Origin of the sequence: Roseobacter sp. CCS2, assembly GCF_000169435.1 — a bacterium.
Classification (GTDB): domain Bacteria; phylum Pseudomonadota; class Alphaproteobacteria; order Rhodobacterales; family Rhodobacteraceae; genus Yoonia.
Genome location: NZ_AAYB01000003.1, coordinates 82,583 through 104,405 on the forward strand (window position 1 = coordinate 82,583; position 21,823 = coordinate 104,405).

The following is a 21,823-nucleotide window of genomic DNA, read 5'->3' on the forward strand; positions in this document are numbered from 1 at the left end:
ATCTGCATCGTTATATCTATGGTTATCCTTACGCTCAGGTTGAAAATGTCTGTTGGGGCCGACGACCCTATTACGTTGAACGCAAAGCGAGAAAATTGGTTCCAGATCGAGCTGTCACGCTGGATTGGGGCAAAGACTTTATGGGGGGGAGGGGCGCTGAGGTGCCGCGTCCCAAATCATGCTTCACTTTCGAAACCTGAAGTAAGCATTGGAAAGGTAGGGTCTTTTCAGTGATGATTAATCAGCTATTGGCGTCTGCTTCTACGGCAGAGGATCAGTACCCACCCAAATGCGCCGTCTGTCTGCTTTCACCCTCGGGGGCTAGACTGCCCTAATTCGTGTGCAGTATGTGTGCCACATGGCCGCGTGAACCTGATCGCGGACCTTAGGAGAATGAAGAATGCCCAACACTGCAGCCACTGCAGCAGCGCGATTATCCGTGGCTCCGATGATGGATTGGACGGACCGGCATTGCCGTTATCTGCACCGCCTGATGTCGCGTCATACGTTGCTTTATACTGAAATGGTGACTGCACCAGCGGTTATTCATGGTGATCGCGACCGCCTTTTGGGGTTTCATGTCGATGAGCAACCACTGGCCTTGCAATTGGGCGGCTCTGATCCTGCGCAGCTGGCCGAGGCTGCGCGGATCGCCGAAGGGTACGGCTATGCCGAGATTAACCTGAATTGTGGCTGTCCATCGGATCGGGTGCAGTCAGGTCATTTTGGTGCGGTCTTGATGGAAAGCCCCGTTTTAGTGGCAGACTGTGTGGCGGCGATGATCGCAGCCGTGCGCGTTCCAGTGACCGTTAAATGCCGTATTGGCGTGGACGATCAGGATCCGCATGTCATCCTACCCGATTTCTTGGCGCGTGTGTCTGCCGCGGGTGTTGACCGGTTTTCAGTGCATGCGCGCAAGGCATGGTTGCAGGGATTGTCGCCGAAAGAAAATCGGGAAGTACCACCGCTGAATTATGATTTAGTGATGAAAATGAAAGGGTTGTTTCCTCATCTTCATGTTTCAATAAATGGTGGCATTGCGACGCTTGATCAGGCTGAAGACTTTCTTGCGCGTGGTCTGGATGGCGTCATGATCGGGCGTGCGGCCTATCACACGCCCGCCGATATTCTGTTGCAAGCAGACGCGCGTATTTATGGCGATCCGCGCGAACGCACTGCTGAAGATGTCGTTCATCTGATGCTGCCCTATATCGCGGATCATATCGCGCAGGGTGGGCGGCTGGGGCAGGTGACCCGCCACATGCTGGGCCTGTTTCAGGGGCGCCCGGGTGCACGCGGCTGGCGGAGGCATTTGTCAGAAAATGCACATGCTGATGGGGCAGGGCCCGCGGTGGTGTTATCGGCTTTGGATCACGTGACGCGGTTGGCTGCATAGGCGCGCGATGAGTGCGCAGGCTCTTGCACAGGACGGCTAGTCGTTTTTTCTTACGATCGGGCTGTGGTGGCATGTGCCCGCGTTTCGCAGGGCTTACGCAGGGTTCCCACCAGACATTTGCGACGACATTTATGTAACGGAGGTTTATCAAGAAACGCACCGCCGCATTTTTAATACCTGCAATCGGGTTGAGGTCACAGCGACGCCGGGACAGGCGATTGTGGTGGACCGGCATCTTTTGCATGGCGTGGCCCCTTGGGCTGCAGATGCTCAGGAAAAGATGCGGATGATGGTGTATTTTCGGCCTTTGATTGGCCCCGCAGCCTGGCTTTAGGCCTTAAGGCGGTTGTAGTCAGCCAATCCTTTACCCGCCTCATCCACGAAAAGACTGGGTAAAATCCGTTGGCTGGTGATCTGGTCGACGCGAATGTCATCGAATTGATTGGTGGTTTCGCACCACACCACGCAGGTCCATAGGCGACCCCAGTAATCCAACTGCAAAGGGCGCACCGTGCGCGGTTTATCGTGCAGCACAACCTCCAGCTTTTGCCGTGTGCGCACCGCCTGACGCAACATCGGCAGATGCTGAAACCCGCGCGCGGCATCCGCGAATGGGTATATCGCAAATCCAGAGCCACTGGGCGCGCGGCTGCGATCCTCTGGCATGACAGCGTCAAGCTTGTCAGCCAATGCGCGGGCCGCGGCAGAAAGTTCGGGGTCGTCGCTGTGGCGCACCGCACTGAGCCCCAGATGAAGCGCCTCCATTTCAGTCATTGTCAGGTTCAGCGGGGGCAGGGTGATGGCTGCGGTAACGCGATAGCCGATGCCACGTTCACCTTCGATCGGCACGCCCGAGGCAGCAAGCGTTTCCATATCGCGATAGATCGTGCGGAGTGAAACCTGCACTGCGGCCGCCAGATAGGCGGCACGATGTAATGATCCATCGCGCAGAATTTGGACAAGCTTCATAAGTCGGTCGGCACGGCGCATGGTTTCCCCTCGATTCGGCCTAGTTTTGCCATTTTTCTGTCAACTGACAAGTTTTTGTCACTAAATATGAAAAACCCTTGCAAAAAAGGCCCTTGGACGGGCGCAAAACAGCAGTTCGCGCTTCCCTTGGCGCGCATCCGGCCCTATTTGTCGAAGCAGAATTATGAAACGACGCGCGGCCACACGCCCGCTATAGGAGAAAAGACATGCTCAACAATATTGGCCTTCCCGGTCTTCTACTGATCGCCGTTGTGGTTTTGGTCCTGTTTGGACGCGGCAAGATTTCCAGCCTGATGGGTGAAGTTGGTAAAGGCATCACCGCCTTCAAAAAAGGTGTCGATGACGGCAAGCAGGAAATCGAAGACAGCATGGCTGACGCCAAAGACGTGACCCCCGAAGAAGAAAAAGACAAAGTCTGATCGTTTTGTCTGACGGAAAGGACCGCGCCTGATGTTTGGCCTTGGTTGGAGCGAAATGCTGGTTGTCGGCATCGTGGCGCTGATTGTGATCGGCCCAAAAGACTTGCCCGGTTTGTTCCGCACTGTGGGGCAATTCACCGGGAAGGCGCGCATGATGGCGCGCGAATTTTCAAACGCGATGAACCAAGCGGCAGATCAATCAGGCATAAATGAAGTGTCAAAGACGCTGAACGCCGCCGCCAATCCCAAAAAGTTTGGGGCCGATAAGCTGAAAGAAGCCACCGGTATGGCCAAAGGGCCTGCAACTGCTGAACTGTCTGCCGAACGTCAGGCCGCAAAAGAAAAGATGAGCAAGGCAATGGGCGATGCCGCGATAGCGCGCAAAGCGAAGGAAGCTGAAAAGGCGGCTGTAAAGACCACCGATGCCGCAGCCCCAGAAAGCCCGGCACCCGAGGCAAAATCATGAGCGCGCAAGACGATATCGAAGACAGCGCCGCCCCCCTGCTGGAGCATTTAACAGAGCTGCGGTCCCGCCTGATCTATTCGGTCATGGCGTTTTTGGTCGGTATGATCATCTGCTTTTCGTTCGGTGGCATGCTGCTTGATTTCCTATTGGGGCCAATTGAGAAAACCATGCGCGATCTGGGTAACCCGAACCCGGTCATGCAGTACACCGCCCCGCAAGAGTATTTCTTTACCCTGATCCGGATTTCGGTTGTGGGCGGTCTGACAATTTCATTCCCGGTCATTGCGTATCAACTTTGGCGGTTTGTCGCGCCCGGTTTGTATCGCAATGAAAAGAATGCGTTTCTGCCGTTTATCATCGCCTCACCGGTTCTTTTCCTGATCGGCGCCGCTTTTGCGCATTACATCGTCGTCCCGCTGGCCATGGCGTTCTTTCTGGGCTTTGCTGATTTGCCTTCTTTTGTATCGGCGATCATGGCAGGTGCTGTGCCGCCGCCGGGAACCGAGTTGTTACCCGGCGCCGCTGGTGGATTGAGCTTGCCCAGCGTCGCGCCATCAACATCGCAAGGCGTTGATATCGTCTTTAACGGGAAGGTGAATGAGACGCTTGATATCACGCTCAAGATGATCGTGGCTTTTGGTGTTTGTTTTCAACTGCCTGTCTTGCTGACCCTGATGGGCTCTGCGGGATTGGCCAGTTCACGCGGTCTGCGTGGCACACGTAAATACGCAGTCGTTGGTATTTTGATCGTGGCAGCCCTTGTGACGCCACCTGATGTCACAACGCAGTTGATCCTCTTTGTTGTGGTCTATGGCCTGTATGAGATATCGATCCATCTGGTCGCGGCAGTTGAGCGCAAGAAAGATCGGGTCGCGCGCGCGGAAGGTGTGATTGGCGAAGACGAAAGCCTTTTTGATATCGACGACGATGATGTCAGCGCAGGAGAGGCCGCCGCCGATGCCGCCGAAACCGAGGACCCCAAGGCGTGAGCAAGAAAAGCCTGCATCGGATTGCAGCGGCTTTGGAACGGTTAAGCCCTGCACCCGCTGACGCGCCTGACTTTACGGCGGCATCAGCCTTTGTGTGGCACGCTGACCCTGATCGTTTGGAACCTGTGGCGCGGGTCAACTGCGTTGATGTTGATCTGCTTGTGGGTGTTGATCGGTCGCGTGATACGTTGGTGGCCAATACCGTACAATTTGCTGCGGGTTTGCCCGCAAATAACGCCCTTTTATGGGGTGCGCGGGGCATGGGAAAATCAAGCCTTGTCAAATCCGTACACGGCGCAGTGCATGCAGATCATAAGGGGCTGAAGATTGTGGAGGTACAGCGCGAGGACCTACCGACAATCGGGCGCTGCCTAAATCTGCTGCGCGGTGCGAAAGAGCGGTTTATACTGTTTTGCGATGACCTGTCCTTTGGCCATGATGATGCCCACTATAAATCACTTAAAGCGGTGTTGGACGGTGGGATCGAAGGGCGGCCTGAAAATGTGGTGCTTTACGCGACGTCCAACCGGCGTCACCTTATGCCGCGTGATATGATCGAGAATGAGCGTTCTTCGGCCATTTCCCCGTCAGAGGCTGTGGAAGAAAAAGTATCTCTTTCGGATCGTTTTGGTCTTTGGCTTGGGTTTCATCCCTGCGATCAGGATGAATATCTGGCGATGATCTGCGGGTATTGCGATGCGTATGGCGTCGATATCGACGATGCGACTTTGCGGGCGGAAGCCGTTGAATGGCAGGCGACACGCGGCAGCCGATCAGGCCGGGTGGCTTGGCAATATTTCACGGATCTGGCGGGCAGGCGGGGCGTGATATTGGGGTAAGGTGGATCATGATCCACCTTACTTATCTGTCACTTAAGGCAAGAAATCACCCGGATCGAGACTTTGCAGACCACGTCGTACCTCAAAGTGGAGGAAGCTTGGATCAGCCGCGCGCACCTTACCAATCGTTTGCCCGCGCGAAACGCTTTCGTTTTTGTCGACTGTCAGCGCGTCCATTTGCGTATAGACGGTCAGTAACCCGTCACTGTGTTTGATGACGACAATCGAACCACCGCTGGTGTCGGTTGTCACCGCCGCAACTGTACCAGAGCCCGCGGCCTGCACATCTGTCCCTGCAGGAACCCCAATATCAACGCCTTCGTTTGTACCCGGCGCGTAGGCGCGGATGATGGAACCTTGCACCGGCATCAGGAAGCGCGCACCACTGCTGGCAGGCTGCGCGGATGTTGTGCCAAGATCAGGTGTGGCAGGCACAGCCGCTGCGGCAACCGGTGCTGACGGCGTGTCGGCCGGTAAAGGCCGCGCCGCACTAGGGGGCACTGGCGTCGCCGTGCCGTCACCCGGCGCGGTCACGGCGGCAGTCGCTACCGGTGCGGGCGATGTCCCGCCCTGTGGGATCAACAGGAACTGGCCCTCACGTATGGTGAATTCGGAATCAAGGCCGTTCCATTCGGAGATACTTGCCACCGGCACGCTATAAAGGCGCGAAATCGAAAAGGCGGTTTCACCGCGCTTGACCTGGTGGCGGATGGGTTCGGTGCCGCGCACGACTGGTGTTGAAGGCGCAGGTGCTGCGGCTGGTGCAATTGGCGTTGCCGTTACGCCAGTGCCTGATGCATCCGCGCGGTCAAGTGCCGTCGTTGCAACCGCGGTGACGTCAAATGGCTGGATCGGTCCGGTTCCGACAGCACCGGTCGCTGGCGATGGCTCTGCCACACGTGTTGGCAAGGCGATGACCTCATCGCGCCGCAGGATGACGTCTGGGGCAATGCCATTGTATTCAGCCAGTTCGTTTGCATCGAGGCCAAGGCGGATTGCGATGCCACGAATGGTATCATCGCGCCGCGCGACCACGACTTGATAATTCGGGTATGAAATCACACCACGGTCATCGGGCCGTGGTCGTCCGGGCAGGGATTGCACAGCAGAGGTCGTGTCAAACCCGTTGCCCATATCCCGCATATCGAAATCAAAATCTTCGCATGCCGCGAGTGCAACCATTGCCACACCCGCCATTACAACGCGTCGTACCGGGATATGCCCGTTTGCCATGCTACCGCTCCTTTGCCAAGTCGCCCCTTATCTATGGGGTCGTACTATATTTTGGGGTAGTTTACTCTTGTCCGAGCCCTTCTAGCAAGGGGACAAAGCGCACAGCACGCAATTCGTCGTATTCAAGGCCAGTTTCGGTGCGTGTGACACGGATTAGGCTTTGCACAGCGTCAGATTGGCCAACAGGCAAAACCATGATCCCGCCTATACGCAACTGTGCCAGCAGGGGTCCTGGCGGGTCTTCAGCAGCAGCTGTAACCAAGATACGATCAAACGGCGCCTGTTCTTCAAATCCCCGGCTGCCGTCGGCAGTGAATGTGGTGATATTTGTGATGTCATTGGCGTCGAATACGGCGCGGGCGGCATGCACCAGTCGGCGATAGCGGTCAACAGTATAGACCCGCCGGGCCAGCTTGCTCAGGATCGCCGCCTGATAACCGGAGCCTGTACCGATTTCGAGCACTTTGTCGCGCGGGCTGATTTGCAGGGCCTGCGTCATAAGCCCCACAACCGAAGGCTGGCTGATGGTCTGACCGCAGGCGATGGGCAGCGGCATATCTTCGTAGGCGCGATCAGCAAAAGTGCCTTTGACATAGTCGGCGCGATCAACCTGCTCCATCGCGGTCAGAACACGTGTGTCGGTCACGCCTTTGCTGCGCAGCGCGTAAAGGAATTGCATCTTCATGGCCGCATCAAATGTCACTTGAGTGCATCCTTAAGCGTATCCACCAGCGCATAATCAGTCAGGTCCGCCCGCATTGGCGTGATCGAGATATAGCCATCAAGGTTCGCTGCCGCGTCCGTGCCCGGTGCTGTTGGTTCATGCTGCGGGCCGCCGCGCACCCACAAAAACTTGCGTCCGGTGGGTGATGTCTGCGCCTCAGCCCGGAACCGGGTGTTCAAACGAAAGCCTTGGGTTGTCGCGGCCATACCTTTGACGGCTGCGGCAGGGACGGGCGGAAAATTGACGTTATAGAACACCTTATAATCCGCATCATCCCAAAGTGTTTCATTAAGCAAAGCACGGACCGTGGCAGCACCATGGACAGCCGCTGCTTCAAACGGATCATCGAGGTTTGCATTGTCAGGGCCGTAGAACTGCGAAAGGGCTATGGACCGTACGCCTTGCAACGCCCCTTCGATGCATGCGCCGATCGTGCCGGAATAAAGTGTGTTTTCGGCGGCGTTGTTGCCCCGGTTCACCCCTGACAGGATCAGATCAGGTGGATTGTCTTTCAAAACATCATATAGCCCCGCAATCACACAATCAGCAGGTGATCCTTCGGCGGCAAACCGACGCGGACCCAGCTCTGCGATCATCGTGGGATGGGTGTAGCTGATACAGTGACCAACGCCTGATTGTTCAAAGGCGGGTGCTACGGTCCAGACTTCGCCATCGGGGCCAGCAACTTCTTTTGCGATGTCAGTCAAAACACGCAGTCCGGGTGCATTGATGCCATCATCGTTGGTAATCAAGATCTGCATGAAGCGCCCCTTTTGCTTATGGGTTGTTCCTATGCGTAGATGCGATGGGCGGCAAGTCGGACAGCGCGGCGCGCGGCCTGATGGCTTTAGCCGAGGATCATTGGCAACAGTCGTGCGGCCTCTGCCGCTGGTTCGGTCAGTGCCGCGCGATCCTCACCGGGATAAAAGCGGGCGCGTGTGGCCGTTGGCATGGGGTCTGGTGTCAGGATTTGCACATTGGGCCCGGTCTTGGCGCTTTCTGCGGCCCAACTGCGTGCCAGCGCGATCTGTGCGCCCTTGGTTGCGCCATAAGCGCCAAAGAACTGATCGCCACCGCGCGGATCATCAAAGAAGACCGCTTGGCCGGTTTGCCCCAGCAGCGGGCTGACATAGGCGATAAGGCGTGAAGTCGCCTCAATATTGATGGTCATTGACTTGGCCAGATCTTTGGGACCGATATGCCCGGCAGGGGCAAGGGGGGCTGCATGGATGGCTGTGTGCAGCCATAGATCAAGGCTGCCCCAGCGATCATAAATCCCGCGGCACAATTGCTGCATGGCTTCATCAATGCCGATATCCATCGGTGCAAGCGTGGCTTGGCCACCTGCCGCCTGGATCGCATCATCCAATTCTTCCAACGCGCCGACCGTTTTGCCGACAGCGATGATATGATGGGTGGGGGCAAGGGCCTTAGCCAAAGCCGCGCCAAGGCCGCGTGATGCGCCGGTGATCAATGCAGTTTTTGTCATGGGGCGGGTGATGTGCCGAACGGCGCGCAAGGTCAAGCTTTAGCTGCGCGGCAGTTCTAATGCTTCTGTGCGCCCCCAGCGGTTCGTAAGCAATATCTGTTCATCGCCGATTGCCGTGATCTGCATACCAAAAGCTGTGTCGCCCACTTGGACGCGCGCGATCTGGCCGCGCGACGACCGCAACAAAGCCGCCATGCCATCATGAGCATCCATCAATCCGATGACCGAAAGACTGTTCAGTTCAAGTGCATCTGGCTTTGTGGCATTGCGCCAGCAGTGCGGCGCTGTGATTTTGGTCTGACATAATGAAAACTGCGTCGATTTTTATCGTTTGCGCGCTCTTGCCAGAGAATGCGGTGAAGAAAAAGGGGGCAGAGGACAGCTTAACGCTGCGTCGCAGCAAAAAAACGATCACATTGATGTTAGATAGCGCTCGCCGTCATTCGGCCGCTGTTTTTGCCTGAAAGCCCTGCTCAATCATATCTGATGGGGCGACGGGATATTCGCCAGAAAAGCAGGCATCGCAGTAGGCTGGTGCGTTTGGATCGCGCCCTTTGGCTTCGCCAACCGCGCGGTAAAGACCGTTGAGCGAAATGAACTTGAGGCTATCAACACCCAAATGATCGCGCATTTCGTCCTCGGTCATGGTCGCAGCCAGCAGTTTGTCGCGCTGGGGGGTATCGACACCGTAAAAGCACGGCCATTGTGTGGGTGGCGACGCAATGCGGAAATGCACCTCAGCAGCACCGGCATCCAAGATCATTTCCTTGATCTTGCGGCTGGTGGTGCCGCGCACGACACTGTCATCCACAAGGATCACCCGTTTGCCTTTGATCAGCGCGCGATTGACGTTGAGTTTCAGGCGCACCCCCATGTTGCGAATGCTTTCGGTCGGTTCAATGAACGTTCGGCCCATGTATTGATTGCGGATGATGCCCATCGCGTAAGGAATGCCGGATTCCAGCGAATAACCAATCGCCGCCGGCGTGCCACTGTCAGGCACCGGGCAAACCAGATCGGCATCGACGGGATTTTCTTTGGCCAGCTCGCGCCCAATGTTTTCGCGTGTTTCATAGACGGACCGACCGCCCAGAATGCTGTCAGGACGGCTGAAATAGACATGCTCAAAAATGCAGAAGCGCGCCCGGTTGGGCCGGAAGGGGAAGTGGCTTGCGACACCTTTTTCGGTCACAACAACCATCTCACCGGGTTCAATCTCGCGTACAAACTCGGCCCCGATGATGTCGAGCGCGCAGGTTTCAGACGCAAGCGCCCAGCCATCGCCGATTTTTCCTAGTACCAGCGGGCGTACGCCCAGCGGGTCGCGGCAGCCGATCAGCTTGGTCCGGGTCATGGCGACGATGGAAAACGCGCCTTCGACCTTGCGCAACGCCTCTTCCATGCGGTCAGGAATGTTGCGGCCCATGGACCGTGCCATCAGGTGGATGATACATTCACTGTCAGAGGAGCTTTGAAAAATCGAGCCACGCTCGATCAGCTCGCGGCGCAGCGACAATGCGTTGGTGATATTGCCATTATGCGCAATCGCCGCACCACCCATGGAAAATTCGCCAAAGAACGGCTGCACGTCGCGCATCGCCGTCTGCCCTTTAGACCCGGCGGTGGAATAGCGTACATGCCCAATGCCAATTGTGCCGGGCAGGCGTTCCATCATCGCGGCAGATGTAAAGTTATCGCGGACCAGACCCATACGACGTTGCTGGCTAAAGCCTGTTTCGACGTCATGGGTGACAATGCCACCTGCCTCTTGTCCGCGGTGTTGCAGGGCGTGCAGGCCAAGGGCGACAAAGTTTGATGCATCGGTCACGCCGACAACGCCAAAAACGCCACATTCCTCCCGCAGTTTATCATCATCAAAAGGATCAGCGGGGGGCATCGCGGTGGACAAGGGGGCAGCTCCGAATCCGTTAGATTTGTCGTGCCACCCTCTTAGTGGGTCAAAGGCGGTCTGTCACCAAACGATCAGACTTCTTTGCCGGGAAAGACTGTTTCGTCGCAGGTGGGGCACATTCAACAACAAAAAGGGCCGCTGTGCTTTCGCGCAGCGGCCCATAAATGATGTCAGGTTTTCAATTACTCTGCCGGTGCGCCGCAGTTTCCAACCAATTGCTGGTACTGCTCTGTAATCCAACCCAAAGCCTGCTCTGGGTTTTGCTCTTCGATCTGGCCCGTCAGTTGTGCAAAGACCTCTGCCGCGCGGCTGTCGTCGATCATCGCAAATTCCTGAGCGGCAAAAATCGTGTCGTAGACAAAGAAAGCGACAGCGACCAGCAGGATGCCCCGCAAAACGCCGAAGAAGAACCCAAGCGCCTGATCCACGCCACCAAGGGCTGATCGCTGAACAACGCTGGAGAAAAGTGGCGTGAAGATCGACACGACCACCAAAGCAACCGCAAAGACGGCAGCAAAAGCGGCGATAATCGCCAATTCGCAGCTGTCGCCTATAAAGTCGCCAACGATGGGGATCTGGCGTACCAGCGGCTCTACCTGATCGGCAAAGATGAAAGCAACGATTGTTGCACCGATCCAACCGACAATGGCCATGGCTTCGCGCACAAAACCGCGGCTGTAGGCCAAGACGCCTGACAGCAGGACAATGATAGCGACGCCCGCGTCGACAAGTGTGAAACCTTCCATGGTCCGTCTTCTCCTGCGATTGACGCTATCTTGCGCCAAATACCTCTTCTACAAAGCCGGCCAGATCTGTGGCATGCCGCAGACCCAAGCCCTCCACGCTGGGCTGTTTGGCCTGCTGCGGGAGTATCGCAGTTGTAAAACCAAGTTTTTGCGCCTCTTTCAATCTATTTTCGGATTGAACAACAGGACGCAGCGCACCGGACAAACTGATTTCACCGAAAACAACCGCCTCTGCCGGCAAGGCTGCATCTTCGCGCGCCGAGACTAATGCCGCGGCGACAGCCAGGTCCGCACCCGGTTCAGAAATGCGCAAACCCCCTGCTACGTTGAGATATACGTCCAATCCGGTGAACGCCACACCGCAGCGAGATTCGAGCACGGCAAGGATCATAGCAAGCCTGCCACCGTCCCATCCGACGACCGAACGGCGTGGTTGGCTGTGTGGCGAAGGTGCCACAAGTGCCTGAATCTCGCACAGCATGGGGCGCGATCCTTCGATGCCTGCAAAGACCACGGACCCCGGCGCAGGGTCGCCCCGTTCGGACAGGAACAGGGCAGAGGGATTCTTGACTTCAGCCAACCCTTTGCCGGTCATTTCAAAGACGCCGATTTCATCTGCGGGGCCAAAGCGGTTCTTGACGGCGCGCAGAATACGGAACTGATGACCGCGCTCGCCCTCGAAATAAAGTACCGTATCAACCATATGTTCAACCACGCGGGGCCCGGCGATGGCACCTTCCTTTGTGACATGCCCCACCATGATCACGGCCATGCCGTTGCGTTTGGCAAATGTCGTCAACTCATGCGCAGATGAACGCACCTGAGATACGCTGCCCGGTGCGCTGTCAACGTTGTCCGCCCACATGGTCTGGATCGAATCGATAATTGCCAGATCGGGCTTTTCCGCCTCCAGCGTGGTCAGGATATCGCGTAGGTTGGTTTCGGAAGCGAGCATGACAGGGCTTTTTTCCAATCCCAGCCGACGGGCGCGCATTTGAACCTGGGCGTTTGATTCCTCACCTGAAATATATATAACTTTCAGTCCGTTACGCGCAAATCTTGCAGCGGCTTGCAGCAGAAGCGTAGACTTACCAATACCCGGATCGCCGCCAACCAAAAGGGCAGATGCCTTGACCAGACCGCCCCCCAGAACGCGGTCCAACTCGCCCACACCAGCCTCTGTCCGCGGCGGTTCTTGCTCTTGCGTGTCCAGATCGGTAAGTGGGATTGCCTTGCCCCGGATCGCACCCAGCGATTTGCCCTTGGGGCCGCTGGACAATGCCTTGGATTCGCTAATCGTATTCCACGACTGACAGGCATCACACTGCCCCGACCACTTGCGAAAAGCCGCACCACATTCAGAGCATGAAAAGTTGAGATCTTTGGCCATGTTCACCTTTTGGACCAAAAGCCGAACCTTGGCAATGATCTGTTAGGTGTTCGCCTTGGCCCGCGGTGTCAGTGCTGAAATCACGATTGAGGTAATGATGCAGGCGGTAAACATATAAAGCCCCCAACCTGTTTCCACTTTGCCAATGCCGACACCTTTAAAAACAACGATATATAGCGCAATAAGAAACACATCCGCCATCGCCAGCTTGCCGATCCACGACAGGGCAGGCAGTGTTTTGTCCTTAAGCAAGTCAAAGTGGACAAGCGCAAGGCCGATTGTCTTAAGATAAGGCGCAAACAATGCAAAGGCGGTCACAAGCAGCGCCAACGCAACATCGCTGTCCCACAATGCCTGCATGCCTGAGATCACGCTGATTTCACTTAGTCCAAAGATCGGCAAAAGACCGGCCCGCATCAAGGGGGCGAACCACGCGATTGGAAACAGGATCAAAAGGGTAAGATTGGCGATACGCAGAACATTCAACATAAGAAATCCAAACAAATTCTAGTATTTGCATTGTAAAGTTCATGCATCATGGCAACTTACTTGCCAAATGTCTTGCGATTGTAGCGGTCGCCAAGTTGGGTCAGCACCTCGTACCCGATAGTGTTGGCCGCCTGCGCCAGATCATCAACCCCTTGGTGCGGCCCGATCAGGGTTAGCTTCTTTGGTGTCTCGGTCAGGTCGGTGACATCAATTGTTAGCAAATCCATGGACACGCGGCTGACCAAAGGGCACGGCGTGTCACCATGATACAGTGTGGCCTTGTCTGACAAGATACGTGCGATGCCATCTGCATAACCGGCCGAGACTGTCGCGATCCGCGAAGCGCGGGTCGCTTGCCAAACGTTTCCATATCCGACGACTTCGCCTTCAGCGACATCGCGCACCTGTATCACAGGCAAATCAAGCTCTATTACCGGGCTTGCCTGCGCAAAGGGCAAACCGCCATAAAGGCCGATGCCAGGGCGGGTCAGGTCAAAGTGATATTCAGGACCCAGCAGAATACCGCCCGTTGCAGCCAGTGATCGCGGGGCGGTGATTCCATCGGTCATCTTTTTGAATTGGGCCAGTTGATAAGGGTTCATCGGATGATCAGGCTCATCCGCGCATGCCAAATGCGACATAACAAGGCGCGGCTTTTGCGCCAGTGCCAGTTCCGCGACCGCCGCCCATTCCTGCATTTCCATGCCCAGTCGGTTCATGCCGGTATCAAGCTGAACGCCAAAAGGGTGGCCGGGCAGGGTTTCCAGATGATGGGTCAGTTGCTCAACAGAATTGAGCATGGGCGTCAGGCCCAGTTCGCGAATGATGTCGGTATCGCCTGCCATATGACCCGAAAACACGCTGATTTCAGGCTTGGGCCCCAGTTCTTCGCGGATTGCCGCCGCTTCCTCGGCGACGGCTACAAAGAATTGACGAACCCCCGCCTTGAAAAGGGCCTTGGCCACATTCGCGGCCCCCAGACCATAGCCATTGGCCTTGACCACAGCCGCTGTCTTGCAGTCTGTCATCGCGTCCAAGGCGCGCCAGTTGGCGACGACGGCATCAAGGTCAATGATCAGGAGTCCGGTGCTCATAGCGACCTTTTGGCAGGGGGTTTGGCGGGGGGCAAGCATTTTGGCATCACCTGTCGCAGGTTACTGGTATTCCTGCCTTTCTCTTGCCGCGTTTATTCGGTTATTTTAGCGCAGGTCATAGGTAAGAGGTGCAGCGTGGGCATTTTAAAGAAAATTGTCACTCAATTGGAAACCCCGCGTGATCAGCGGCCTTTGGGCAGTGGCTGGTTATCGGGATCACTGGCGCTTCTTGCGTCAATTGCGGGTCTTTTGATTGTGCTTTTGCGCTGGTTTCCTGAAACGCTGTCATATCCTGAAATCGCTTTTATTCAGGACAGTGGTGTTGTGACCGCATTCTTGCGGTTCACGCTTTTGGCGGGTTACGCGCTTTCACTGCTTAGCTTGATCCTCAGCGTGCGAAAATCGCTTGGCTGGACAGCACTTGCCGTATCTGTTGTGGCTTCGCTGATGGCCACCACCCAACCACAGGTCGGGTCCGACGTGCCGCAAAGTTTCTACTTTGGTCTTGATTACTTTATCATCAACGTCCTGATCGTGGGTTTCCTCTTTGTGCCATTAGAGCGGTTCTTTCCGGCCCGATCAGAGCAAACGGTGTTCCGGGCTGAGTGGCAGGAGGACATGTTCTATTACCTCGTAAGTTCGATGCTGGTGCAGATATTGGGCTTTATCACCTTGGCCCCATCGAACTATGTCAACGCGCAAATCCCGCTGGATGACGTTCGCATCTATATCGTGTCGCTGCCGTTCTTTGTGCAGGTGATCATTATCATGATGGCGACGGATTTTGTGCAGTACTGGGTGCATCGCGCGTTTCACACCTATCCGGTGCTGTGGCGGTTTCACGCGATTCACCATTCCACAAAAAAGATGGATTGGCTGGCAGGTGCCCGTATGCACTTTGTCGAAATCGCCGTATTGCGCAGCCTGACGGCTGTGCCGATGTTTACCTTGGGCTTTAAGCCAGAGGCGATCCAGGCCTATCTGTTGGTGGTTTATTTCTACTCAAGCTTTATCCACGCCAATATCGGCTGGAAAATGGGCTTTCTGGAACGTTTCTTTGTCACGCCGCGCTTTCACCACTGGCATCACGGATCGGACCGGGCAGCGATTGATATCAACTATGCCAGCCATTTTCCGATCTATGACTGGCTGTTCGGTACGCATCATTTGCCTGAAAAAGAATGGCCAGAAGCATACGGTGTGATCGGCGATACGGTGCCAAAGGGATACTGGCGCCAGTTCGTGCATCCGTTCCTGAAGGACAAACCGAAAGAACCGGCAGAGTAGGGCGGGGTTTCCCCCGCCGCTACCTTTAGTTGGATTTTGGCGCGCCTTCCTCTGGTCGATCAAGAATAGTCTCGATCTCTGCCATTTGCGTAGGTGTCAGCGGCCCGTAATCCCGCGCACCACACAGATCATGCACTTGTTCGGGCGTGCGAAACCCCGGGATTGGCATTGCATTGGGTGTCCGCCCCCATAGCCACGCAAGCGCACCCTGCGCCAGACTGCGACCATCGGATTTGAGCGTTTCGCGCACAGCGTTGAGCTGGGCCATGTAGGCGTCGGTGATCTTGCCGTCTTTGAAGTAATCCTGCCAACCGGGGTTGCTGCCGCGGATCTCATCCTTGCTGAACGTGGTCTTGGCGTCGTATTTGCCGCCCAAAACGCCCATCGCAAGGGGGGAGCGGATCAGCGACAGCACATTGGTTTCTTCCACGGCGTGAATCATCTGTGAGGCGGGAAGAAAGACGTTCATGGCATGTTCAACGGCGGTGAAACCCGGATGATCGACAAAGGCGCGCATGCTGTCGGGGTAATCGGTGGACCAGCCATAAGCGCCGATAATGCCATCGTCGCATAACTGTGCCAGCATATCAAAAGTTGGTCGCGCATCCTCAACCGCCAATTCGTTGTTATGGTGCAGCACCATGTCGATCCGGTCGCGCCCAAGCCGTTTGCGCGATGCATCGATGGATTTGCGAACAATGTCAGGATCGTTGTTTGGCCCGACAAGTTGTTTGGTGTCCGTGTCGATATCCAACCCAATCTTGGTGGCAATCGCGATATCTGGGTGGGCTTTCAGGGCCTCGCCCAGTACGACCTCTGAATGCCCACAGCCATAGGCCTGTGCTGTGTCGAAATGTTCGATGCCATGCTCAAGCGCTGCGGCAACAGCGGCCTTTGAGATGTTATCATCAACCGTGCCCCAGCCCACAGCAAGGCCATCCTTGAAGAAAGGCCCGCCAATGGCCCAACAGCCAAGGCCAAGAGTCGGTTTTGTCGGAATATGTTTGAAATCAGCCATCTGAGACCTCCAATGATGTGCGGTACATATTGATCTTGTGGTCGAGGAAATGCTTGCAGGCTTTCAACTCCGCTTCGCGGTGGGCAAGGGTGACGGCGTGCCGTTCCAATAGACCCAGACGCAAGGCCCGTTGGTCAGGTGCATTGCAATCGGGCGCATGGGCCGACATTGCAAAGCGTTTGACGTCGTCCAGTGGCATCCCTGTGGCGCGTAGCCGCTCCAGGGTTGTCAGCCAATTGACGTCATCACCGCTAAACACCCGCCACCCGCGCGCATCACGCCGGATCGGGGCCAGCATGCCGGATTTTTCGTAGAACCGAATGGTGTCTTGGGTCAGTCCAGACCGGGCCGCAGCTTCGTTGATTCGCATAGCGCATTCCTCCGATGGCCAACGAGTTAGCCTATTGGAGTCACTCCAAGTCAAGCGATGGTTTTAGAATTGTTGTTCGTCGCCCTGTTGCCATGGCTTCACCAGATTGCCAAAGCGGGTGAATTCGGCGACGAAAGATAGCTCGACCGTGCCGATCGGACCGTGGCGCTGTTTGCCTACGATCACCTCGGCTTTGCCATGTAAGCTCGACATCTTTTCTTGCCAGGCGGCAATCGCTTCCATGTTGTGATCTTCGGGCTTTTCGCGCTCGACATAATATTCGCCGCGGTAGACGAACATGACGACATCCGCGTCCTGCTCAATCGACCCGGATTCACGCAGGTCCGACAGTTGCGGACGCTTGTCTTCGCGGTTCTCAACCTGACGCGACAGCTGTGACAGGGCGATGACCGGGATATTCAGTTCCTTGGCGATAGCCTTGAGGCCCATCGAAATCTCGCCAATTTCTTGCACCCGGTTCTCTGACGTGCCGCGCACCAGCTGCAAATAATCCACGATCAGCACATCCAATCCATGGGTCCGCTTCAGACGGCGGGCGCGGGCAGCCAATTGTGAGATTGGGATCGCAGCAGTATCATCAATATAAAGCGGGCAGGATTCCAACTGCTTGGCCGCATCCACAAAGCGGCGGAATTCGCCTTCAGTCATGTCACCCTGGCGGATTTTATGGGATGAAATCTCGGATGCCTCAGCCAGAATACGGCCCGCCAATTGCTCCGCACTCATCTCAAGCGAGAAGAAGCCGACAACGCCGCCATCAACGGCCCCCTCGCTGCCGTCCTGAAACTGGCCTTTACGATACGCTTTGGCGATATTGAACGCGATATTGGTGGCAAGCGAGGTTTTCCCCATCGACGGGCGCCCGGCAAGGATCAACAGGTCGGATTTGTGCAAGCCGCCCAGCTTTTTGTCCATATCCGTAAGGCCGGTTGAAATCCCCGCAAGCCCGCCGTCACGCTGATAGGCGGTATTCGCAACGTTGACGGCCTCGGTCACCGCAGCAAGGAACGATTGGAACCCTTTCTCAGACACACCCTGTTCGGCCAGCGTGTATAGGGCTTGTTCAGCCTCAACGATCTGTTCCTTCGGCTCATGTTCAACATCAACCTTGGCGGCTTTATCGGTGATGTCACGGCCCAGTTTGATCAACTCGCGCCGCGTGGCCAGATCATAGATCATCTGGGCATAATCACGCGCAGCAAAGGCCGAAATCGCAGCCCCGGCAAGGCGGGCAAGGTAAGGTGGGCCGCCTAGCTCTTTCAGACCCTCATCTTCTTCCATGAACGTCTTGAGCGTGACAGGGCTGGCCAGCATGTTGCGGCCAATCCGGCTGGCGGCGGTTTCAAAGATACGGGCATGAACGGGATCATAGAAATGCTTGGGGCCAATGATGGACGCCACGCGGTCGAACACATCATTATTGGTCAGAATAGCACCCAAAAGCTGTTGTTCAGCCTCAATAGAGTGCGGCATTAGATCGGTGTCAGCCTCTTCGACGCCGGTAGCATTAAATGCGGTTAGTTCGTTCATTGTTATTCACCTGTTCCCCGGCGTCGTCCTATCAGTTGCTATGCGGACGTGGCTATCTGGAAATGATGGGGGATATCCAGCGGGATAAATCTGTGGACAACATCCGATAGACCCCACGTATACCTTAGATAGTGGCTTTGCGCAAAGAAAACACAATATACGCGATGAGTCAGCGATTCTCGGATGCGTAGTTCCGCTGACTGGTGGATAAGTATTTAGGCTGGCGTCCAGCCGGCCGGATCCTTGAGGTACGCTTCGACCGCATCCAAAGTGGCCGGATCATAAGCACCGCGCGCCTTGGCCTCGGCCAACACATCCCACCAGGTGCACAGGCTGATCAATTGCACGCCGTGATCCGCCAATGTTTCTTCCACGCCATCAAAGATACCGTAGTAAAAAATGACTGCCGTGGCCGAACACGTCGCGCCGGTTTCACGGATCGCGTCCACGAAAGACAGCTTAGAGCCACCATCGGTCGTCAGGTCTTCCACCAAGATCACCCGCTGGCCTTCGGTCATCACACCTTCAATGCGGGCGTTGCGGCCATAGCCTTTGGGTTTCTTGCGCACATAGGTCATCGGCAGGGCCAAACGCTCTGCCACCATGGCCCCAAAGGGAATACCAGCAGTTTCGCCGCCTGCGACATTATCAAACGCCTCAAACCCGGCCTCCCGCATGATCGACACGGTCATGAAATCCATCAGAGTGGACCGAATGCGCGGAAACGAAATCAGCTTGCGGCAATCCACATACGTCGGTGCCTGCTTGCCAGAGGCATGTGTAAAAGGCTCTGTCGCATTGAAGTCAATCGCGCCAATCTCGATTAGCATGCCAGCGGTCAGTCGGGCAATTTCTTCTTTCGCGGGAAAGGACGTGGGGATCATCAAGCAACCTTCATCTTCTCATGTTCCAAAATACCTCCGCCGGAGGCATCAATTCTCTCAGTCTTCGACACGCCAATGGAGGTCAAAGCCCGGATCAAACACGGTGACAGGCCCATCCCCGGTCTCAATCTGAGCGGGATAGGCGACAGGGTCCCCCTTTGTCAGCGTGATCGTTTCCTCGTTTGGCTGCAGCCCGTAAAATCGCGGACCATTGAGCGAGGCAAAATCCTCTAGCTTCGTTATCTTGCCTGCCACATCAAAAACTTCGGCAAGACAGGACATCGTGTTGGGTGCGGTAAAAATACCTGCGCAGCCACAGGCCTGCAGCTTGTTTGGGTCTGTATGTGGCGCGCTGTCTGTACCAAGAAAAAACCGCTTATCGCCAGAAACCGCAGCCTGCACGAGCGCGATGCGATGTGCCTCGCGTTTGGCGACAGGTAGACAGTAATAATGCGGCTTGATGCCGCCCGCCAAAATATGATTGCGGTTGATGATCAAGTGGTGGGTCGTGATCGTCGCGGCAAGGTTCTTGATGCTGTCACGCACATAGTCGACCGCGTCCTGGGTGGTCACATGCTCCATGATGATCTTAAGATCAGGCACCTTTTTGCGCAGCGGTTTCAGGACCTTGTCAATAAAGACGGCTTCGCGATCAAAGATATCAATCTCTGTATTGGTCACTTCGCCATGAACGCAAAGCGGCATGCCGATCTCTGCCATCACCTCAAGCACGGGGCGAACCTTTTCGAAATCGCGCACGCCAGAGGCAGAATTCGTCGTGGCCCCGGCGGGGTAGAGTTTAACAGCGGTTGCGATGCCATCTGCATGGGCGGCGCGCACGTCTTCGGGGTCTGTGGCTTCGGTCAGATATAGGGTCATCAGCGGCGTAAACGCGGCACCCACCGGCACAGCCGCCATGATCCGTTCACGATAGGCCACAGCCTGCTGCGACGTCACGACAGGCGGCACCAGATTGGGCATAATGATTGCACGGGCGAAATGGCGGGTGGTTTCCGGCAAAACCGCCTTCAACATCTCACCATCACGCAGATGCAAATGCCAATCATCGGGGCGGCGTATCGTCAGGCTGGTCAAATGTTTGTCAGGCATGATTTCGGATTACACCGTTGTGCCAACAGACGCCATAGGCCAATGCAATTGTCCTTGCGAATGGCGCGGCAATTCTTGATATTTCAATGCAAGCTGATGGATCAGAAGGAGTATCATCATATGCTGGGTTTCTTGATTGCAGCAGTGGCTGGCTTTCTGACGCCGCAACTTGAGGGGCCGGTGGCCGGGCCTATTGTTAAAGCACTTGAAGGGTATTTTCCTGTTATGGCCAATGAACGGCGGTTGATCGCCTTTATGGCGGCCTTGCTAGTTGCGGCCATCCTTGCGGCGGCTTTTGACAGTGGTTCTGTCTTTGGGGTCATCATCGGCGCGATCCTTGGTTACTTTGGCCCCCGGATTTTTGAGGTGCTGAAAAAGGTCGTCGAAGGCAGACGCGATTCCGAATAGGGCCTGACCCACGACAGCATTGCGCGCCACGTGTGCCGCGATATCGATTATGTATGAATGTCCTGCGTTGGGCTAAGCTCTTCATGTTTTTCAACGAAGAAGGCTTTGTGCCCGCGCCGGATCATATAGGCGCAGATAATACGGGCCAACCGCGGGTGGCCTGTCACGACCAGTCGGCGGACCAAAGCCCGCACATAAGTCGGGTCATAACGTCGGGCGCGCAAAAGCTGTAAAAACCGTGGCCGGTCCAGCATGCCATCCATCGCCAGTTTGATCAAAACGTCGTGGATACCCATCCGGTCAAACGCTTGATCCAGATCGTCGCCCAACAGCATGCAGGGCAGGGCTGTCACATGCGGTCTGCGAAACAGCGCTGCATGGCATGCGTCAAGCCGTTCAATCGGATCAAACGCTATAAAGACGCGGCGCGCACCATCAATCATCTCGGGGGCATAGCCGTAGCGGTCGTTAAAGCTTTTCTTGCGTATGCGCTTAAAGCGCGTGTCCCAACCGGCCATTTCTGCGTCCAGTGTGGCTTGCGGACGCAAAGCGATCACAGTTGATCCGGGCGCCGCGACAGAGTAAGCCGCTGCCGCGTAAGACGCACCATCACCGCCACCGTGAAAGATGATGCGTTCGAAGTCATCAAAAAAGCCTTCGTCAATCATGCGGTCAAAGAAGTCATAAACGTGTTTATCGCGAAACCAGCTTTCCTTGAACGAAAAGAGCGATAAATGCGACCAGCCATCATGGCGCGCATAGGCAAACCCACGTGGTTCGGCATCGATATTGTTTTCGCGCACCGACTGTACGTTTTCGAATGTCACCAAAAGCGCGTTGCCCGCCTCAAGAAACCCGACACAGTGTTCGCGGCCCAGCTGTTCGAAAAAACCATGATCTTCGCAAACGTCATCAACCTTGGCCAGCCAAGCATTGGCACCAAGATCCCTGAAGTTCACGTCGATGGCGAGTTGCCGGTCTTCCATACTCACTACTCCAAGGCCGAAAGTAATGCGGCC

At 55.9% G+C, this 21,823-nt stretch carries 24 protein-coding genes; 7 read left to right on the top strand and 17 right to left on the bottom strand.

All coding sequences use genetic code 11. The annotated features are described in order from the left end of the window. Positions 1 to 400: 400 nt before the first annotated feature. The gene (gene dusA / locus RCCS2_RS11625; RefSeq protein ID WP_008234425.1) at positions 401 to 1,396 is read left to right on the top strand and encodes a tRNA dihydrouridine(20/20a) synthase DusA; all 996 of its coding nucleotides are present in this window, start codon (positions 401 to 403) and stop codon (positions 1,394 to 1,396) included. Between the two features lie 330 nt (positions 1,397 to 1,726). Here dusA and RCCS2_RS11635 read toward each other — a convergent pair whose 3' ends face one another. Next, entirely contained in the window at positions 1,727 to 2,386 is a 660-nt protein-coding gene (locus RCCS2_RS11635) for a helix-turn-helix transcriptional regulator (RefSeq protein WP_008234429.1), read from the bottom strand. 206 nt (positions 2,387 to 2,592) lie between these two features. On the opposite strand from RCCS2_RS11635, the gene RCCS2_RS11640 reads away from it, so the two are divergent. The 4 genes from RCCS2_RS11640 to RCCS2_RS11655 are packed head-to-tail and all read left to right on the top strand — an operon-like array spanning position 2,593 to position 5,099. Further along, positions 2,593 to 2,805, top strand: coding sequence for a twin-arginine translocase TatA/TatE family subunit (locus RCCS2_RS11640; protein ID WP_008234431.1), 213 nt, complete (start codon positions 2,593 to 2,595; stop codon positions 2,803 to 2,805). Positions 2,806 to 2,836: 31 nt separating this feature from the next. Next, positions 2,837 to 3,271 (top strand): Sec-independent protein translocase protein TatB, encoded by a 435-nt coding sequence (tatB, locus tag RCCS2_RS11645; protein ID WP_008234433.1) that lies wholly within the window; start codon positions 2,837 to 2,839, stop codon positions 3,269 to 3,271. Then, entirely contained in the window at positions 3,268 to 4,260 is a 993-nt protein-coding gene (gene tatC, locus RCCS2_RS11650) for a twin-arginine translocase subunit TatC (RefSeq protein WP_008234434.1), read from the top strand. Before tatB ends, tatC begins: the two co-directional genes overlap by 4 nt. Beyond that, complete coding sequence (locus RCCS2_RS11655; protein ID WP_008234436.1) at positions 4,257 to 5,099, top strand: ATP-binding protein; 843 nt, start codon at positions 4,257 to 4,259, stop codon at positions 5,097 to 5,099. The genes tatC and RCCS2_RS11655 overlap by 4 nt, the downstream gene beginning before the upstream one ends. 33 nt (positions 5,100 to 5,132) lie before the next feature. Here the strand turns inward: RCCS2_RS11655 and RCCS2_RS11660 are convergent, their stop codons facing one another. From RCCS2_RS11660 to alr, 10 genes are all read right to left on the bottom strand, one after another. Continuing rightward, positions 5,133 to 6,332 carry a peptidoglycan DD-metalloendopeptidase family protein gene (locus RCCS2_RS11660; RefSeq protein WP_008234438.1) on the bottom strand — a complete coding sequence of 400 codons (1,200 nt, stop codon included), beginning with the start codon at positions 6,330 to 6,332 and terminating at the stop codon, positions 5,133 to 5,135. Between the two features lie 61 nt (positions 6,333 to 6,393). Next, on the bottom strand, positions 6,394 to 7,035 hold the full coding sequence (locus RCCS2_RS11665) for a protein-L-isoaspartate(D-aspartate) O-methyltransferase (RefSeq protein WP_008234439.1): 642 nt from the start codon (positions 7,033 to 7,035) through the stop codon (positions 6,394 to 6,396). Then, on the bottom strand, positions 7,032 to 7,817 hold the full coding sequence (gene surE / locus RCCS2_RS11670; protein ID WP_008234442.1) for a 5'/3'-nucleotidase SurE: 786 nt from the start codon (positions 7,815 to 7,817) through the stop codon (positions 7,032 to 7,034). The genes RCCS2_RS11665 and surE overlap by 4 nt, the downstream gene beginning before the upstream one ends. A gap of 86 nt (positions 7,818 to 7,903) precedes the next feature. Further along, positions 7,904 to 8,545, bottom strand: a complete 642-nt coding sequence (locus RCCS2_RS11675; protein WP_008234443.1) for an SDR family NAD(P)-dependent oxidoreductase — start codon at positions 8,543 to 8,545, stop codon at positions 7,904 to 7,906. Positions 8,546 to 8,584: 39 nt separating this feature from the next. Next, entirely contained in the window at positions 8,585 to 8,836 is a 252-nt protein-coding gene (locus tag RCCS2_RS18400) for a hypothetical protein (RefSeq protein ID WP_156788529.1), read from the bottom strand. A gap of 148 nt (positions 8,837 to 8,984) precedes the next feature. Further along, entirely contained in the window at positions 8,985 to 10,442 is a 1,458-nt protein-coding gene (gene purF, locus RCCS2_RS11680; protein ID WP_008234447.1) for an amidophosphoribosyltransferase, read from the bottom strand. Positions 10,443 to 10,639: 197 nt separating this feature from the next. Then, positions 10,640 to 11,203, bottom strand: coding sequence for a CvpA family protein (locus RCCS2_RS11685; protein WP_008234448.1), 564 nt, complete (start codon positions 11,201 to 11,203; stop codon positions 10,640 to 10,642). Between the two features lie 25 nt (positions 11,204 to 11,228). Then, positions 11,229 to 12,593, bottom strand: a complete 1,365-nt coding sequence (radA, locus tag RCCS2_RS11690) for a DNA repair protein RadA (protein ID WP_008234450.1) — start codon at positions 12,591 to 12,593, stop codon at positions 11,229 to 11,231. A gap of 42 nt (positions 12,594 to 12,635) precedes the next feature. After that, complete coding sequence (locus tag RCCS2_RS11695) at positions 12,636 to 13,082, bottom strand: paraquat-inducible protein A (RefSeq protein ID WP_008234453.1); 447 nt, start codon at positions 13,080 to 13,082, stop codon at positions 12,636 to 12,638. 56 nt (positions 13,083 to 13,138) lie between these two features. Then, positions 13,139 to 14,176 (bottom strand): alanine racemase, encoded by a 1,038-nt coding sequence (gene alr / locus RCCS2_RS11700; protein WP_008234455.1) that lies wholly within the window; start codon positions 14,174 to 14,176, stop codon positions 13,139 to 13,141. 135 nt (positions 14,177 to 14,311) lie between these two features. Between alr and RCCS2_RS11705 the strand changes: the two genes are divergently transcribed. Continuing rightward, complete coding sequence (locus tag RCCS2_RS11705; RefSeq protein ID WP_037294075.1) at positions 14,312 to 15,463, top strand: sterol desaturase family protein; 1,152 nt, start codon at positions 14,312 to 14,314, stop codon at positions 15,461 to 15,463. Positions 15,464 to 15,488: 25 nt separating this feature from the next. Here RCCS2_RS11705 and RCCS2_RS11710 read toward each other — a convergent pair whose 3' ends face one another. From RCCS2_RS11710 to pyrC, 5 genes are all read right to left on the bottom strand, one after another. Continuing rightward, the gene (locus RCCS2_RS11710; RefSeq protein ID WP_008234459.1) at positions 15,489 to 16,481 is read right to left on the bottom strand and encodes an aldo/keto reductase; all 993 of its coding nucleotides are present in this window, start codon (positions 16,479 to 16,481) and stop codon (positions 15,489 to 15,491) included. Further along, complete coding sequence (locus tag RCCS2_RS11715) at positions 16,474 to 16,851, bottom strand: MerR family transcriptional regulator (protein ID WP_008234470.1); 378 nt, start codon at positions 16,849 to 16,851, stop codon at positions 16,474 to 16,476. The genes RCCS2_RS11710 and RCCS2_RS11715 overlap by 8 nt, the downstream gene beginning before the upstream one ends. 63 nt (positions 16,852 to 16,914) lie before the next feature. After that, positions 16,915 to 18,402: a replicative DNA helicase gene (locus tag RCCS2_RS11720; protein ID WP_008234471.1), complete on the bottom strand. Its 1,488-nt coding sequence runs from the start codon at positions 18,400 to 18,402 to the stop codon at positions 16,915 to 16,917. Between the two features lie 215 nt (positions 18,403 to 18,617). Continuing rightward, entirely contained in the window at positions 18,618 to 19,286 is a 669-nt protein-coding gene (locus RCCS2_RS11725; protein WP_008234474.1) for an orotate phosphoribosyltransferase, read from the bottom strand. A gap of 57 nt (positions 19,287 to 19,343) precedes the next feature. Beyond that, entirely contained in the window at positions 19,344 to 20,396 is a 1,053-nt protein-coding gene (gene pyrC / locus RCCS2_RS11730; protein WP_008234476.1) for a dihydroorotase, read from the bottom strand. A 96-nt stretch (positions 20,397 to 20,492) separates the two neighbouring features. On the opposite strand from pyrC, the gene RCCS2_RS11735 reads away from it, so the two are divergent. Continuing rightward, positions 20,493 to 20,804, top strand: a complete 312-nt coding sequence (locus RCCS2_RS11735) for a hypothetical protein (RefSeq protein WP_156788530.1) — start codon at positions 20,493 to 20,495, stop codon at positions 20,802 to 20,804. Between the two features lie 47 nt (positions 20,805 to 20,851). Here the strand turns inward: RCCS2_RS11735 and RCCS2_RS11740 are convergent, their stop codons facing one another. Further along, positions 20,852 to 21,790 (bottom strand): hypothetical protein, encoded by a 939-nt coding sequence (locus RCCS2_RS11740; protein WP_008234481.1) that lies wholly within the window; start codon positions 21,788 to 21,790, stop codon positions 20,852 to 20,854. Between the last annotated feature and the right edge of the window lie 33 nt (positions 21,791 to 21,823).

What these genes read in the sequence shown, in the direction of transcription:
- RCCS2_RS11715 (WP_008234470.1), bottom strand. Translation starts at nt 16,851, where the DNA reads ATGCGAATCAACGAAGCTGCGGCCCGGTCTGGACTGACCCAAGACACC.
- pyrC (WP_008234476.1), bottom strand. Translation starts at nt 20,396, where the DNA reads ATGCCTGACAAACATTTGACCAGCCTGACGATACGCCGCCCCGATGAT.
- RCCS2_RS11660 (WP_008234438.1), bottom strand. Translation starts at nt 6,332, where the DNA reads ATGGCAAACGGGCATATCCCGGTACGACGCGTTGTAATGGCGGGTGTG.
- RCCS2_RS11740 (WP_008234481.1), bottom strand. Translation starts at nt 21,790, where the DNA reads ATGGAAGACCGGCAACTCGCCATCGACGTGAACTTCAGGGATCTTGGT.
- RCCS2_RS11695 (WP_008234453.1), bottom strand. Translation starts at nt 13,082, where the DNA reads ATGTTGAATGTTCTGCGTATCGCCAATCTTACCCTTTTGATCCTGTTT.
- RCCS2_RS11710 (WP_008234459.1), bottom strand. Translation starts at nt 16,481, where the DNA reads ATGGCTGATTTCAAACATATTCCGACAAAACCGACTCTTGGCCTTGGC.
- RCCS2_RS11635 (WP_008234429.1), bottom strand. Translation starts at nt 2,386, where the DNA reads ATGCGCCGTGCCGACCGACTTATGAAGCTTGTCCAAATTCTGCGCGAT.
- tatB (WP_008234433.1), top strand. Translation starts at nt 2,837, where the DNA reads ATGTTTGGCCTTGGTTGGAGCGAAATGCTGGTTGTCGGCATCGTGGCG.
- surE (WP_008234442.1), bottom strand. Translation starts at nt 7,817, where the DNA reads ATGCAGATCTTGATTACCAACGATGATGGCATCAATGCACCCGGACTG.
- RCCS2_RS11675 (WP_008234443.1), bottom strand. Translation starts at nt 8,545, where the DNA reads ATGACAAAAACTGCATTGATCACCGGCGCATCACGCGGCCTTGGCGCG.
- tatC (WP_008234434.1), top strand. Translation starts at nt 3,268, where the DNA reads ATGAGCGCGCAAGACGATATCGAAGACAGCGCCGCCCCCCTGCTGGAG.
- alr (WP_008234455.1), bottom strand. Translation starts at nt 14,176, where the DNA reads ATGAGCACCGGACTCCTGATCATTGACCTTGATGCCGTCGTCGCCAAC.
- RCCS2_RS11640 (WP_008234431.1), top strand. Translation starts at nt 2,593, where the DNA reads ATGCTCAACAATATTGGCCTTCCCGGTCTTCTACTGATCGCCGTTGTG.
- purF (WP_008234447.1), bottom strand. Translation starts at nt 10,442, where the DNA reads ATGCCCCCCGCTGATCCTTTTGATGATGATAAACTGCGGGAGGAATGT.
- RCCS2_RS11725 (WP_008234474.1), bottom strand. Translation starts at nt 19,286, where the DNA reads ATGATCCCCACGTCCTTTCCCGCGAAAGAAGAAATTGCCCGACTGACC.
- RCCS2_RS11720 (WP_008234471.1), bottom strand. Translation starts at nt 18,402, where the DNA reads ATGAACGAACTAACCGCATTTAATGCTACCGGCGTCGAAGAGGCTGAC.
- RCCS2_RS11735 (WP_156788530.1), top strand. Translation starts at nt 20,493, where the DNA reads ATGGATCAGAAGGAGTATCATCATATGCTGGGTTTCTTGATTGCAGCA.
- RCCS2_RS11685 (WP_008234448.1), bottom strand. Translation starts at nt 11,203, where the DNA reads ATGGAAGGTTTCACACTTGTCGACGCGGGCGTCGCTATCATTGTCCTG.
- dusA (WP_008234425.1), top strand. Translation starts at nt 401, where the DNA reads ATGCCCAACACTGCAGCCACTGCAGCAGCGCGATTATCCGTGGCTCCG.
- radA (WP_008234450.1), bottom strand. Translation starts at nt 12,593, where the DNA reads ATGGCCAAAGATCTCAACTTTTCATGCTCTGAATGTGGTGCGGCTTTT.